This window comes from Mycobacterium sp. NPDC050041, from assembly GCF_049541695.1.
In the GTDB taxonomy this organism is placed as follows: Bacteria; Actinomycetota; Actinomycetes; order Mycobacteriales; family Mycobacteriaceae; genus Mycobacterium.
The window spans coordinates 524,394-538,421 of sequence record NZ_JBMVDG010000003.1; the positions used below are offsets into that span (position 1 = coordinate 524,394).

Genomic DNA, 14,028 nt, shown 5'->3' on the forward strand with positions numbered 1-14,028 from the left:
GTTACCAGGTGTTCGGCATGCGCCCGGTTCTTGCGCCGTCGTCGCGGGTGCCGGCGCAGGGGTTGGCCGCCTGCCACCTAGCACTCTATACATGCGAGTGCTAGCACTCAAGGCTCGGGTAGTGCCTATCGCGAATGGAGAACGCGGCAGTCACCGAAGAATGCGGCCACCAGCGGATTGAGCAGGTCAGCCCGCTCCCACTGCAGGAAGTGGCCCGCGCCCGGCACCACGACCGGCCCGGTGCGATCGGTGAAGGCCACCTCGCAGGTGTGCAGGAAGTCAGGACCGATGACATGGTCGTCCATGCCGTAGAGGATCAGGGTCGGCACGTCGACCTTGCGGTCCAGAATCGGCGGTTCACTCATCGGCCTTCCGTGCATCAGCTGGTAACACGCCCAGCCGGCACGCATCCGCTCCTCGGTGTCGAAAGGCTCGGTCATGAAGTCGGTGTCGGCGGCGCTGAACGTGCCCGGCGACGCCCACAGCCGGTGGCCGTACATCCCGCCGATGTACCGCCTGCGTTTGGCCGGTGAATCGAGTTCTTCGGCCAGCGCATCCGGTGTCACACCCTGCAGGTGGCGGTAGTCGGCGGTCGGTCCGTCGCCGAGCGCGAGTATCGATGCGACGTCGATGCCCGCCGCCACGAAGTCGTCGAAGACGAACGGCGGCACGGTGTTGAAGTAGACGAGCTTGTCCACGAAGCCGGGATACCGGTGCACCATGTCGACGGCGATCGCACCGCCCAAGTCACCGCAGACGACGCCGCACCGCTCGTGACCGAGGACGTCGTGGACGAGCAGGTACAGGTCGCGGCTCCACGCCGCGAGGTCGTAGACGTCGTCGGCCGAGAGGTCGGAGTCGCCGAAGCCGCGCAGGTCGGGAGCGATCACCTCGTGGCCGGCCGTGGCAAGCGGACCGATGTTGCGCCACCAGATCCGCTTCGTCTCCGGATACCCGTGCACCAGCAACAACGGGTAGCCGCCGAGGCCTTCGTGCACGAACGCGAGCGACAACCCGTCGCGGTGCTCGCTCGCGGGCACGTGGCGGCGGTGGATCTCGAACGCGTCCGGCGCGGGTGTCGCCGGCTGTGCAGGTCGCAACCGCAGGTCGTAGTGCACGGCAGCGAGTCTGCCGCACCGGCCGTCAGATGTTCGCGGATCGAACAACAGGTGCGCGGCGGCTCAGCGAACCTGTTGGCTCACGTCACCTGACCCTTGACGACCGGCAGACCCGGATCGCTGGCCACGTCGAGCGGCGATGGCGCCGCGCCCGCGGCAATGAGATGCGCGGCGAACGAGGCGATCATCGCGCCGTTGTCGGTGCACAGTCGAGGGCGTGGCACACGCAGCGTCAGTCCGGCTGCGGCGCAACGCTCCTCGGCGAGCTCACGCAGCCGCGAATTGGCCGCCACCCCGCCGGCGATCAGCAGTGTCGACACCCCGAGCTCGGTCGCGGCCCGCACCGCCTTGAGTGTCAGCACATCGGCGACGGCCTCCTGGAAGCCCGCCGCGACGTCGGCCTGCGCCGCATCCGGGTGGCTCTCCACATAGCGGGCGACGCTGGTCTTGACCCCGGAGAAGCTGAACGCGTACGGGTCGTCGCGGGGGCCGGTCATCCCGCGCGGGAAGACGACCGCGTCGCGGTTTCCCTCGCGCGCCAGTTCGTCGAGCACCCTGCCACCGGGGTAGCCGAGCCCGAGCAGGCGTGCGACCTTGTCGTAGGCCTCCCCCGCCGCGTCGTCCACGGTGCTGCCCAGTTCGAGGATCGGCTCGCCGAGCGAACGGACGTGCAGCAGGTGGGTGTGCCCGCCGGAGACCAGCAGCCCGACGCACTCCGGCAGCGGGCCGTGGTCGTAGACGTCGGCGGCGAGGTGCCCGCCGAGGTGGTTGACCGCGTAGAACGGCACCTGCCAGGCGGCCGCATACGCCTTCGCCGCGGCCACCCCGACCAGTAGCGCCCCGGCGAGTCCGGGTCCGATGGTGGCCGCCACGACGTCGGGCCTGCGCACACCGGCGGTTTCCAGCGCCCGCCGCATGGTCGGGCCGAGCGCCTCGAGGTGTGCCCGGGAGGCGATCTCCGGCACCACCCCACCGAACCTGGCGTGCTCGTCGACACTGGAGGCGACCTCGTCGGCGAGCAGCCGCACGGCACCGTCGTCGGTCAGTTCGGCGACGCCGACACCGGTCTCGTCGCAGGAGCTCTCGATGGCGCAGATGATGGTCATGGCGGATCGCGCCTCATCGTATAGGCGTCGGCGCCGCTGACCCGGTAATACCGTTTGCGCAGGCCAACCACGACGAAGCCGGAGCTGGTGTACAGCCCGATCGCCGGGTCGTTGTCCGTGCGCACCTCGAGGAACACCACACCGTCGCCGGCGTGTACGAGCACCTCGTCGAGCAGGCGGCGGCCGATGCCCCGGCCCTGGTATCCGGGGTCGACACCGATGGTGTGGATCTCGTACTCGTACGGGGCTTTTCGGCCCAGCCGTGCGATTCCGGCATAGCCGACCAGCGTGTCGTCCACCCGGGCGGCGACGTAGTGGTTGTGCTTGGCGGCCAGTTCCGTGCGGAACGCCTGCGCGGGCCACGGGTCGTCGCCCGGGAACAGCAGGGACTCCAGTTCCGCGCAACGGGCAGCGTCCGTGGGTTGCAGCGGGCCGTAGACGACCGTCATCGCCGTGCCGTCGGCGGCTTCGCATCGGGCCTGCGCAAGTAAAGCGGCACCAGCGGCGCCGGCTCGGCGTCCCAGTCGCCTACGGCGCGCACCAGCCCCGCCGGCGACGGGTACACCGGCGCCAGGCGCGGCAGGTCGAACAGCGCGGCGTGTTCGGGCGAACCGGCCACGACGCCTGCGCCTGCGGGCACATCGGCCGGTGCACTGACCGCGGGGCCCTCGGTCCGCACGCCGTTGCGGTAGCGCGCCCAGTACACCTCGCGGCGACGGGCGTCGGTGACCACCAGCAGGTCCGCGGCCGCGGACGCGTCCACACCGATGGCATCCAGGCTGCACACCCCGCGCACCGGGATGCCCAGCGCGTGCGCGTATGCGGCGGCGCTCGCCATGCCGACCCGCAGCCCGGTGAACGGCCCGGGACCGCAACCGACGACGACGGCCTCCAGCGCGTCGACCGGCACGTCCGCCTCGGCCAGCGCTGCGAGCACATTCGGGGTCAGCTGTTCGGCGTGTGCGCGGGCGTCGACGGTGACCCGCTCGGCGAGCACGGTCACCTCGGCACCGGAGCGGCGCACCACACCGGCGCTGACCGCGGGCGTGGCAGTGTCGATGGTCAGGATCAGCGTGCTCACTGCGCGCTCCACCGCCAGACCGCGCTGCGGGTCTCGGTGTGCGCACTGCGTTCGAGCCGGATGTCGAGGTGGTGCTCGGAGAGCCGTTCGGCCAGACCCTCTCCCCATTCGACGACCACCACGGCGTCGTCGAGATCGGTGTCGAGGTCCAGTGAGTCGAGCTCGGCCAGCAGGTCGGCGCCAGGATGGTCGAGCAGCCGGTACATGTCGACGTGCACCATCGCCGGTGCGTCCGGCCGCCGCGCCCGGTGCACGCGGGCCAGCACGAAGGTGGGCGAGGTGACCGGCCCGTCGACGTCCATAGCCTGCGCGATCCCCTTGGCCAGCACGGTTTTTCCCGCACCCAGCGGTCCGGAGAGCACCACCACGTCCCCGGCGCGCAACTGTGCGCCCAGCCGCGCGCCCAGGGCGACAGTGTCCTCGGCGGTGGCCAGTTCCGCCGTCCCGCCCGACCGCTCAGCCATGGGGCCGTGTCCGCTCCCGTAGCCGCCGCCCCAGCGCGACGAGCTTGGAGGGGGTGGCGCGCTCGACCAGCCGCACCAACGCGTCGTCGATGGTCTCCGGCTCTTCGAGCTGCACCAGATGTCCTGCGCCGCCGACGATCACGAGCTCGGACTTGGGCAGCGCCGCGGCCATCTCCTGCGAGTACTCCATCGGGGTCAGCAGGTCACGGTCACCGCAGGCGACGAGCGTCGGGACCTTGGCCAGCGTCGCCAGTCCCGCGGTCTCGTCGTGCACCTCGAGCGCGTGCAGGAATTCGACCAGCGTGGCGATCGGGGTGTCGTGCATCATCCGCTCGGAGAACGCCACGATGCTCGGGCTGATCTTCTCGTCGCCGTAGGAGGCCGCCCGCAGCACTGGGCCGATCACGGCGCGCGCCGCGCCCCGGGTGCGGTGCACCGCGCCGGGTGCATAACGCGCCGCGAACCGCACCGCCTCCAGCGCGGGATTCTTCAGGATCTCACCCAGTGGCGACCGCGAAACCCCCTCGGCGGCAGAGGAGATCAGCGCGGCGCCGACGACGCGGGTGGGATAGCGGTGAGGGAACTGGCGGGCGTGCGACAGCACCGTCATCCCGCCCATCGAATGGCCGACCAGCACCACCGGGCCCTTCGGCGCCGTCACGGCCAGGACGGTGTCGAGATCCTGACCGAGCTGCGTGACGGTGTAGGTGTCCGGTGGCGCCGCACCGGACCGGCCGTGACCGCGCTGGTCGTAGAACACCATCCGCACCTGCGGCCCCCACTGCTCGGCCAGACGGGCCCGCTGGAAGTGGAATGCGCCCATGCGCAGACAGAATCCGTGCGCGAAGACGACGGTCAACGGCGCGTCCTGGGGCCCGGTCTCGCGGACCGCCAGCGGCACCCCGTCCGTCGTCGTCACCACCGAACTGCGGTCGGCGTCGAGGAGTTCGAAGTCCTCGTCGAGGTGAGGGTCGTCGTCGGTGACCCGCCGGGTCAGCGACCTCACCACCGTCGAACCGGCGAGCCCGCCGACGGCCGCCAGGCCCGCCGCACCGGCCAGCCACCCCGCGCCGCGCAGACGTCCGCGCCTGCGTGCCTGTTCGCCGGTCACTGGGCCGGAACCGCCTGGGATCCACCGCGGTACACCCTCGCAACCCGGCCCCGCGGACTGGTGACGATCTCATAGTTGATCGTGCCGACCAGCTCGGCCCAGTCCTGAGCCGTCGATTCCCCGGCGTCGCCCGGACCGAACAGGACGGCCCGGTCCCCCTCGGCGACGTCCACCGGACCCGGGCCGAGGTCGACGACGAACTGGTCCATGCAGATGCGGCCGACGCCGCGCCGCAGCCGTCCGTTGATCAGCACGTCGAGGCGGCCGCCGAGGCTGCGGAAGACACCGTCGGCGTAGCCGATCGGCAGCAACGCGACGGTGGTGTCGCGTTCGGCGATCCACGTGTGGCCGTAGGAGACACCGTCGCCGGCGCCGATCCTGCGGACCATGGCCACCGGGCACGTCAGCGTCATGGCCGGCCGCAGCCCCATGTCGCCGCGCTCCGGGATCGGCGTCTGCCCGTAGACGGCGATGCCTGGCCGCACCATGTCATAGGCGAGGTCCGGCCGGGTCAGCGCCGCCGGTGAATTGCACAGGTGCACCACCTCGAAGCGAACGCCGCGATCATCCGCCAGCTCGCGCATCTCGGTGAACCGCCGGGCCTGCCGGTCGTTGACCGGGTTGTCCGGTTCGTCGCCGAGCGCGAGGTGCGACATCAGCCCCCGCAATCGGATCGCGTCGTCGGCCTGCGCCCTGCGCAGCGCGTCGAGCAGTGCCGGGTACTCGGCGAGGCTGACACCGTTGCGGCTCAGTCCGGTGTCGGCCTTGACGGTGACCGTGGCGGTGTGTCCGGTGCGGCGGACCGCGTCGAGCAGTTCGTCGAGTTGGCGCACCGAGGAGACCGCGATCTGCACGTCGGCCGCCACGGCGGGGGCGAAGTCGGCGCCCGGCGCGTGCAGCCAGGCCAGCACAGGTGCGGTGACGCCGTCGCGGCGCAGCGCCAGCGCCTCGTCGAGGGTGGCCACGCCCAGTTCGGCCGCTCCTGCGGCGAGCGCCGCGCGCCCGACGGCACCGGCGCCGTGGCCGTACCCGTCGGCCTTGACAACGGCCATCACCTGCGCCGATCCGGCGCGTTCGCGCAGCACGGCGATGTTGTGGGCGATCGCGTCGAGGTCCACCACCGCCTGCGCGGTGGTGGTGAGGTCGGTCGGCGGCGCAGTCATCTCGTCACCGATTGTCCCAGAGGTCACCGGGGCGCCGCCGGGGCCGCCCGCGAGACTAGTGCGCGAAGGGCTGGATCTCGTCGAACCGGCCGTCGGGCTTGAGCGCGTCGAGGTGACCGAGCACGGTCACGATGTCGTCGTGCAGCGCCCTGGCGAGGTCGGTCGAGAAACCCTCGCGCACCACCACACGCAGCACCGAGACGTTCTCGGCGCCCTCGGGCATCGTGTAGGCGGGCACCTGCCACCCGTACCCGCGCAGGGCCTGGGAGACGTCGAATTCGGTGTAGCCAGGATCGCCCTTGAGCCGGAAGCTCACCACCGGAATGGCCGATCCGTCGGTGATCAGCTCGAAGTGCTCGCTGTCGCGCAACTGGTCGCCGAGCCACCGCGCGGTGTGCGACAGGGAATGCATCACCTGGGTGTATCCGGCCCGGCCCAGCCGGATGAAGTTGTAGTACTGCCCCACCACCTGATTGCCGGGGCGGGAGAAGTTCAGCGTGAAGGTCGGCATGTCGCCGCCGAGGTAGTTCACCCGGAACACCAACTCCTCCGGCAGGTGCTCGGCACTGCGCCACACCACGAACCCGATGCCCGGGTAGGTCAGTCCGTACTTGTGGCCGCTGACGTTGATCGACACCACCCGCGGCAGCCGGAAGTCCCACACCAGGTCCGGATGCAGGAACGGCACCACGAACCCGCCGCTGGCGGCGTCCACGTGCACGGGGATGTCGAGCTTGCGTGACCCAGCCGCGAGTTCGTCCAGTGCGGCGCAGATCTCGCCGATCGGTTCCAGCTCACCGGTGTAGGTGGTGCCCAGGATCGCCACCACACCGATGGTGTCCTCGTCGACGTGCTCCAGCACCTGGTCGGTGGTGATGACGTAGCGATCCTCGGCCATCGGCAGGTAGCGCGGTTCGATGTCGAAGTAGCGGCAGAACTTCTCCCACACCACTTGGACGTTGGCGCCCATCACCAGGTTCGGCGTGCGGCCTTTCCAGTCCTCGTTGCGCTGTCGCCACCGCCATTTCAGCGCCAGCCCCGCCAGCATCACCGCTTCGCTCGACCCGATCGTCGACACGCCGACGGCGCTGGCCGGTTCGTCGTCGCGCAGGTCCTCGGCGTGGAAGAGGTCGGCGACCATGCACACGCAGCGCTGCTCGATCGCCGCGGTCGCCGGGTACTCGTCCTTGTCGATCATGTTCTTGTCGAACGTCTCGGCCATCAGCTTCTCGGCCTCGGGGTCCATCCACGTCGTGACGAACGTCGCGAGGTTGAGCCGAGAACTGCCGTCGAGCATCAGCTCGTCGTGGATGAACCGGTACGCCGACTGCGGGTCGAGACACTCCTCGGGCATGCGCAGTGACGGCACCGGCGCCATCGCCAGCCGTCCGGTGTACGCGGGAGCGATGTGGGGGGCGGGCTTGTGCCTGCGCGACATGGCGTTTCCTCTCGAGTTACAGCTGGGCCAGTGCGGTCCGGATGTGGGCCAGGATGCGTGACGCCGATGTCGGCGCCGGATGCGGTCCGGGATCGACCGCCGAGGCGCCCGCGGCACGGGCGTGCACGAACGCCGCCGCCGCGGCGGCCTCGCCGGGCGGCAATCCCGCCGCCAGCAGCGCGCCGATCACGCCCGACAGGACGTCACCGGATCCCGCTGTGGCCGCCCATGATTCGTCGGCACGATTCAAGTACACCGACCCGCCCGGCTCCGCGATCACGGTGACGTTGCCTTTGAGCAGCACGGTGGCGCCGAATTGGTCGGCGAGCCTGCGGGTGGCGGCGATGCGGTCGTCGCCGGGCGGTGAACCGGCGAGGCGGGCGAATTCACCGGCGTGCGGGGTGAGCACCGTCGGCGCCCGCCGGTCCGCGAGCAGGTCGGGGTGAGCGGCGAGGATGGTCAGGCCGTCGGCGTCGACGATCACCGGAAGGTCCTGGTCCAGTGCGAACACCAGGGCCGCGGCGCCTGCGCTGTCGGTGCCCAGTCCGGGCCCGACGACCCAGGCCTGGACGCGGCCTGCCTCCTGGGCGCTCGGCGTGGCAATCACCTCCGGCCACAGCGCGAGTACCTGCTGGCCCGCGGTGCCGGCGTAACGCACCATGCCCGAGGTTGCGGCCACGGCGGCGCCGGTGCACAGCACGGCCGCACCGGGGTAGGTCGACGACCCGGCCAGGATGCCGGTGACTCCCTGGGTGTACTTGTCGTCGCGGGGACCGGGAATCGGCCAGCGCGCCAGCACGTCGCCCGCCTCGAAGCTCACCGCGAGAGGGGCAGTCAGGTCGAGGCCGATGTCCACCAGTTCGACTCGCCCGCAGTCGCCGAGGGCGTGCACGGGCTTGTAGCCGCCGAAGGTGACGGTGAGCGCGGCACGCACGTGGTCGCCGTCGGCGGCGCCGGTCGCGACGTCGAGCCCGCTGGGCAGATCGACCGCGACGACGGGGATGCCTGCGGCGTCGACGGCGGCGAACACCTCGGCGGCGCCGGGTCGCAGCGGGCCGCTGCCGGAGATCCCGACAACGCCGTCGATCACGAGATCGGTTGCGGGCGGGACCCGCTCGACGACCTGCCCGCCTGCGCGCCGGAACGCGGCCAGCCCCGCACGGTGCGCGCGGTCGGGGGTGAGCAGGACGGCGGTGGCCGCCACCCCGCGGCGCCGCAAAAAGGCCGCCGCCCACAGCGCATCGCCGCCGTTGTCACCCGAGCCGACGACCGCGCACACCCGCCGCCCCGCGACACCACCGGTGCGCAGCACCAGTTCGCGGGCGATCGCGGTGGCCAGCCCGTGCGCGGCGCGGCGCATCAGCGCGCCGTCGGGCAGGCGTTGCAGCAGCGGCGCTTCGGCGTCGCGGATCGCATCCGCCGAGTAGTAGTGCCGCATCACCGCAAGCCTACGGTCTGGGTGACGTACTCCTGGGCTGTTCGGGCTGATGGCACACGGCTTCGACGTTGACGCCGTCCGGGTCGAGGACGAACGCTCCGTAGTAGTCGGCGTGATACTCGGGCCGCAGCCCCGGTTCGAGCAGCGACCGGCCACCCGCGACGAGCGCTGCGTCGTGGAACGCACGCACGGTCGCCCGATCGTCTGCGGTGAAGGCCAGGTGCATGTTCGAGCCGACGGTGCCGTCGGCCACCAGCCAGAAGAACGGCTTGGGATGGCGCCCGAAGCCGTGCATCTCCAGCTGGCCGGCCGCCGGGTCGGCGGGCACTTCGAGCAGCTCGACGATGCCTAGTACGGCGAGCACGGGTTCGTAGAAGGCGAGCGAGCGGGCCACGTCGGGCACCGCGATGTTGAGGTGGTCGATGAGCGACCCGGTGAAATCGGGCATGGCGGAACCGCCGCTTCCTGCCGTAGTGTTTGATTGCGCAACACAATATCTGCGCCGTGCAAATACTTACCCGTGCAGTGAAGCACCCGAGCCGAGGGAGCGCAACCCGTGCCCGAGCGATCTGCAGGCCGATCCGCCGCCGTGCGCGACGCCATCGAGGCGATGGCCGGCTGGCAGGTCCTCGTCGCGCAATTCAACGACCTGGTGGCCCGCAGGCTCGGGGTGTCGCCCACAGAGACCCAGTGTCTCTACGTGCTGGCCAGATTCGGACCGGCCACCCCCGGCGAACTGGCCCGGCGGGTCAACCTCAGCAGCGGCGCCACCACCCGCATGCTCGACCGCCTGCTGGCGGCGGGCTACATCACCCGCTCCCCCGACCCGCATGACCGTCGCCGCGTGGTGATCGAGCCCGCGGGCGACGGCATCGCCCGCGTCGCCGCGATGTACGAGCCGCTCAACGCCGACCTCGCCGGCCTGCTCACCGACTTCGACGCCGCCGACCTTCAGCGGCTGGCCCGTTTCGCCCGCGCGGCCGAGGAGGTCACCGAGGCGCGGATCCGGGACCTCTGACCCGCACCGAGCCGAGCTAGCCGCCGTCGACCTCGTCCCAGAACCGCCCGGCCCGCGCGGCGATCTCGTCGGGAAATTCGCCGTTGATCGCATGCGAGGCCGCCGGCCACAACTCGACCTGACCGCGGCGTAGCAACTCCCGCGCCCTCGCGGCGGCCCGGGGTGCGTCGTGGATCACGCTGCGTCCGGCGATCAGCGCCAGCACCGGGATGTCCAGCGCCCGTAGCTCGTGATCGGTGAACCGCTGCGGAAGCGGCTGCCGGAGAACAAAACCGGCGGTGCCCGCCGATATCAGGGCCGCCACCGGCACACTCTCGTCGACGTCGGCGCCACCGGAGAGCCAGCGCAGCACGCGGCGGCGCAGGAACCGCGGCGTGCCGCGCAGGCCCATCGGCGCCACCGCGAGCATGGTGCGGACCGGGATCGGCGCGAACGTCGTCACCGGGTCGAGCAGGGTCAGCGACGCACCCCGCCCGGGAACGCGCACCGCGTGGTTGGTGGCCGTCCAGCCGCCGAACGAGACCCCCATCAGGTGAACCGACGACAGGCCGAGGCCGGCGAGCATGTCCTCGAACCACCGGGCCTGGTCGTCGGCGCCGCGCAGCGGGCGGGCCTGCACCGACATGCCGGGCTCGCCGAGCAGGTCGACGGCGTACACCGTGCGGTGCGCCAGCAGGCCGGGCAGATTGGCGGCCCACATCGGCGTCGACGCGTTGCGCCCGGGCAGCAGCACCACCGGCCGGCCTGGGCCACCGTCGAAGCGGTACACCCGGACGGAGCCGAAACCCGTTGCGACGTCCATCGACTCGTCATGCGGTGGCAGGTCCGCCTTGGCCCGGCGGTAGGCGCCGAGGAAGTGCGCCTGTGCGGCGGCGTCGCGGAAGCGCCCGACTCCGCCCACCGGTCCTACTCGACGGTGACGGACTTGGCGAGGTTGCGTGGCTTGTCGACGTCGTACCCGCGGGCCTGCGCCACACCGGCAGCGAAGACCTGGAGCGGGATCGTCGACAGCAACGGCTGGAAAAGCGTTGACACCGCCGGTATCTCGATCAGGTGATCGGCGTAGGGCCGCACGGTGTCGTCACCTTCCTCGGCGATCACGATCGTGATCGCGCCGCGGGCCTGGATCTCCCGGATGTTGCTCAGCAGCTTCGAGTGCAGCATCGCGGCGTTCTTCGGCGACGGCATCACCACGATCACCGGCAGGTCGTCCTCGATCAGCGCGATCGGACCGTGCTTGAGCTCGCCTGCGGCGAAGCCCTCGGCGTGCATGTACGCCAGCTCCTTGAGCTTGAGCGCGCCCTCCAGCGCCACCGGGTAGCCGACGTGGCGCCCGAGGAAGAGGATCGTCGGCGACTTCGCGAACCGTTGCGCCAGTGCGTAGACCGAGTCCATGGTGCCCAGCACCTGCTGCACGAGTTCCGGCATCGCCTCGAGCTCGTGGTACTCGCGCTCGACCTCGTCGGGGTACTTGGTGCCGCGGGCCTGCGCGAGCGCCAGCCCCACCAGGTAGTTGGCCGCGATCTGCGCCAGGAACGTCTTGGTGGACGCCACGCCGATCTCGGGCCCTGCGCGGGTGTAGAGCACCGCATCGCATTCGCGCGGGATCTGGGAGCCGTTGGTGTTGCAGACCGCGAGCACCTTGGCCTTCTGCTCCTTGGCGTGTCGCACCGCCTCGAGCGTGTCGGCGGTCTCCCCCGACTGTGAGATCGCGATCACCAGCGTGCTGCGGTCGAGAACCGGGTCGCGGTAACGGAACTCGCTGGCCAGCTCCACCTCGACGGGCAGCCGGGTCCAGTGCTCGATCGCGTACTTGGCCAGCAGCCCGGAGTGATACGCCGTGCCGCACGCCACGATGAAGACCTTGTCGATCTCACGCAACTCCTGATCGCTCAGGCGCTGCTCGTCGAGCACGATGCGGCCGTCGACGAAGTGGCCGAGCAGCGTGTCGGCCACCGCCGTCGGCTGCTCGGCGATCTCCTTGAGCATGAAGTACTCGTAGCCGCCCTTCTCGGCGGCCGACAGGTCCCAGTCGATGTGGAACTCACGGAAGTCGTCGGTGGCCTCACCGTGGAAGTCGGTGACGCGGTAGCCGTCGGCGGTGACGACCACCGCCTGGTTCTGCCCGAGTTCGACGGCGTCACGGGTGTGCTCGATGAACGCGGCGACGTCGGAGCCGACGAACATCTCGCCGTCGCCGATACCGAGGACCAGCGGGGTGGAGCGCCGGGCGGCCACGATGGTGCCGGGATCGTCCGCGCTCGCGAACACCAGCGTGAAGTGTCCTTCCAGGCGCGGGAGCACGGCCATCACCGAGCCGACGAAATCACCCGCGGTGGGGCCGTGGTGGTACTGCCAGGACACCAGGTGCACGGCGACCTCGGAGTCGGTGTCGCTGGCGAACTCCACGCCGGTGGCCTCGAGTTCGTGCCGCAGCGGCGCGAAGTTCTCGATGATGCCGTTGTGGACGACGGCGAACTTGCCCGTGGCGTCGCGGTGCGGGTGGGCGTTGCGGTCGGTCGGCCGGCCGTGGGTGGCCCAGCGGGTGTGCCCGAGGCCCGTCTGCCCCGCCAGCGTGTCGGGATCGGTGCATTGGAGGACCTCGCCGAGGTTGGCCAGCCGGCCGGCCCGCCGCTCGATCTTCATGCCGCCTTCGCCGTCGAGCAGGGCGATGCCGGCAGAGTCGTACCCGCGGTACTCCATCCGGTGCAACGCGTCGACCACGATGCCGCAGGCGGGGCGCTGCCCCACGTAGCCGACGATTCCACACATAGGGGTTCAGGATAGTGCAAGCACTGCGGTCTGCCGCCCGATGACCACCTCGCACCAGAGCTGAGCTGCAACGATGCTGTCGATGGCCGCTGGATCGGCGCTACGGCAGCGGCATTGCTGACGAAGGGGTGAATGGTCCCGGCCGGAGTTTGCCGCCACAGAAGTCTGCCGTGCGTCTTACGATCTCCAGGATTAGCAGACTCCTTGCGAACGCAAACAACGACGCGCAGCTACCCCGGGTAAGCCGGGCCCGAGAGTTGTCTCGATTACATAATTCCCGTCGTGACCCCATCGATCTTGAAAAAATTGGCCGTCGCCCCGGTGATCGCACTGGTGACGGGCGCACTCCTCGCGCCGCTCCCCGCGGCCACCGCCGAACCCGCCGCGGCGCCCGGTGGCGCGCACATCACCGGTGTCGAGCACGTCAACGAGCGATGGGACAAGGTCTCGGTCTTCTCGCCGTCGATGAACAAGGTGATCGTCAACGACGTGTTCAAGGCGCCGAAAGCCGGTGCGCCGGCGTTCTACCTGCTGCCCGGCATCGACGGCGGCGACGACATCGCCGGCGGCGGCATCGCCCCGGGCGCCAAGAGCTGGTTCGGCATGACCGACATCCAGGGCTTCTTCGCCGACCGCAACGTCAACGTCGTCTCGCCCCTGGGCGGTCAGTTCAGCTGGTGGACCAACTGGGTCAGCGATCCGGGCAAGCAGTACCAGACCTACATGACCCGGGAACTGCCGCCGCTCATCGACGCCGAGTACGACACCAACGGCCGCAACGCCGTCGGTGGCCTGTCGAGCACCGGTGGCACCGCGCTGGACTACGCCGTGCAGGCGCCGGGTGTGTTCCAGGCGGTCGGGTCCTACAGCGGTCTGCTCAACCCCGCCGACAACGTCCAGCAGGTGTCGCTGACGCTGGGCAGCGGCGGGCAGAGCGCCGAGGCCATGTGGGGCCCCCCGGGCGGACCGGAGTGGATCGCCCACGACCCGACGAAGAATGTCGCGAAGCTCAAGGGCACCGCGGTGTACGTCGCCGCCTCGGCCAGCGGCGGCGTGGGCGCCGTCGACCGGCTCCCACCGGGATTCGGACCGAACATCACCGGCGGATTCATCGAGCGCGTCGTGTTCGACAGCACCCGGATCTTCGCCGACGCGGCTGCCGCCGCAGGTGTGCCGATCACCTACATCGTCCGGCCCGACGGCTCCCACACCTGGGGTCTGTTCGAGTCGGAGATGCAGGAGTCCTGGAACACCACCATCGCTCCCGCCCTCGGCGTCTAGCCGAGTGCCGCTTCGGCGGCGGTGAGATACGGTCGGTT

14 protein-coding genes are annotated in these 14,028 nt (G+C 70.6%); 2 read left to right on the forward strand and 12 right to left on the reverse strand.

Annotated features, from left to right (window positions below; genetic code table 11):
- Positions 1–125: 125 nt before the first annotated feature.
- The 10 genes from ACPCHZ_RS12930 to ACPCHZ_RS12975 all read right to left on the reverse strand — a co-directional run bounded on the left by ACPCHZ_RS12930 (position 126) and on the right by ACPCHZ_RS12975 (position 9,367).
- Positions 126–1,118: an alpha/beta fold hydrolase gene (locus ACPCHZ_RS12930; protein ID WP_423485102.1), complete on the reverse strand. Its 993-nt coding sequence runs from the start codon at positions 1,116–1,118 to the stop codon at positions 126–128.
- A gap of 80 nt (positions 1,119–1,198) precedes the next feature.
- A complete protein-coding gene (gene tsaD, locus ACPCHZ_RS12935) occupies positions 1,199–2,224 on the reverse strand; it encodes a tRNA (adenosine(37)-N6)-threonylcarbamoyltransferase complex transferase subunit TsaD (RefSeq protein WP_423485103.1) in 1,026 nt (341 codons plus the stop codon).
- The gene (gene rimI / locus ACPCHZ_RS12940; protein ID WP_364972358.1) at positions 2,221–2,673 is read right to left on the reverse strand and encodes a ribosomal protein S18-alanine N-acetyltransferase; all 453 of its coding nucleotides are present in this window, start codon (positions 2,671–2,673) and stop codon (positions 2,221–2,223) included. Before rimI ends, tsaD begins: the two co-directional genes overlap by 4 nt.
- Positions 2,670–3,305 (reverse strand): tRNA (adenosine(37)-N6)-threonylcarbamoyltransferase complex dimerization subunit type 1 TsaB, encoded by a 636-nt coding sequence (tsaB, locus tag ACPCHZ_RS12945; protein ID WP_423485104.1) that lies wholly within the window; start codon positions 3,303–3,305, stop codon positions 2,670–2,672. The genes rimI and tsaB overlap by 4 nt, the downstream gene beginning before the upstream one ends.
- Entirely contained in the window at positions 3,302–3,769 is a 468-nt protein-coding gene (gene tsaE / locus ACPCHZ_RS12950; RefSeq protein ID WP_423485105.1) for a tRNA (adenosine(37)-N6)-threonylcarbamoyltransferase complex ATPase subunit type 1 TsaE, read from the reverse strand. The genes tsaB and tsaE overlap by 4 nt, the downstream gene beginning before the upstream one ends.
- A complete protein-coding gene (locus ACPCHZ_RS12955; protein ID WP_364972367.1) occupies positions 3,762–4,880 on the reverse strand; it encodes an alpha/beta fold hydrolase in 1,119 nt (372 codons plus the stop codon). The genes tsaE and ACPCHZ_RS12955 overlap by 8 nt, the downstream gene beginning before the upstream one ends.
- Positions 4,877–6,043, reverse strand: coding sequence for an alanine racemase (alr, locus tag ACPCHZ_RS12960; protein ID WP_423485106.1), 1,167 nt, complete (start codon positions 6,041–6,043; stop codon positions 4,877–4,879). The genes ACPCHZ_RS12955 and alr overlap by 4 nt, the downstream gene beginning before the upstream one ends.
- Positions 6,044–6,098: 55 nt before the next feature.
- Positions 6,099–7,481 (reverse strand): glutamate decarboxylase, encoded by a 1,383-nt coding sequence (locus tag ACPCHZ_RS12965; RefSeq protein WP_423485107.1) that lies wholly within the window; start codon positions 7,479–7,481, stop codon positions 6,099–6,101.
- 16 nt (positions 7,482–7,497) lie between these two features.
- Positions 7,498–8,919, reverse strand: a complete 1,422-nt coding sequence (locus ACPCHZ_RS12970) for an NAD(P)H-hydrate dehydratase (RefSeq protein ID WP_423485108.1) — start codon at positions 8,917–8,919, stop codon at positions 7,498–7,500.
- Between the two features lie 10 nt (positions 8,920–8,929).
- Positions 8,930–9,367 carry a VOC family protein gene (locus tag ACPCHZ_RS12975; protein WP_423485109.1) on the reverse strand — a complete coding sequence of 146 codons (438 nt, stop codon included), beginning with the start codon at positions 9,365–9,367 and terminating at the stop codon, positions 8,930–8,932.
- Positions 9,368–9,475: 108 nt separating this feature from the next.
- Between ACPCHZ_RS12975 and ACPCHZ_RS12980 the strand changes: the two genes are divergently transcribed.
- On the forward strand, positions 9,476–9,937 hold the full coding sequence (locus tag ACPCHZ_RS12980; RefSeq protein ID WP_423485110.1) for a MarR family transcriptional regulator: 462 nt from the start codon (positions 9,476–9,478) through the stop codon (positions 9,935–9,937).
- A 16-nt stretch (positions 9,938–9,953) separates the two neighbouring features.
- On the opposite strand, the gene ACPCHZ_RS12985 is transcribed toward ACPCHZ_RS12980, so the two are convergent.
- Both ACPCHZ_RS12985 and glmS read right to left on the reverse strand, forming a co-directional pair.
- Entirely contained in the window at positions 9,954–10,838 is an 885-nt protein-coding gene (locus ACPCHZ_RS12985) for an alpha/beta fold hydrolase (protein ID WP_423485111.1), read from the reverse strand.
- 5 nt (positions 10,839–10,843) lie between these two features.
- Positions 10,844–12,709: a glutamine--fructose-6-phosphate transaminase (isomerizing) gene (gene glmS, locus ACPCHZ_RS12990; protein ID WP_423485112.1), complete on the reverse strand. Its 1,866-nt coding sequence runs from the start codon at positions 12,707–12,709 to the stop codon at positions 10,844–10,846.
- A gap of 282 nt (positions 12,710–12,991) precedes the next feature.
- On the opposite strand from glmS, the gene ACPCHZ_RS12995 reads away from it, so the two are divergent.
- Complete coding sequence (locus tag ACPCHZ_RS12995; protein WP_423485113.1) at positions 12,992–13,990, forward strand: alpha/beta hydrolase; 999 nt, start codon at positions 12,992–12,994, stop codon at positions 13,988–13,990.
- The last annotated feature ends 38 nt before the right edge of the window (positions 13,991–14,028 follow it).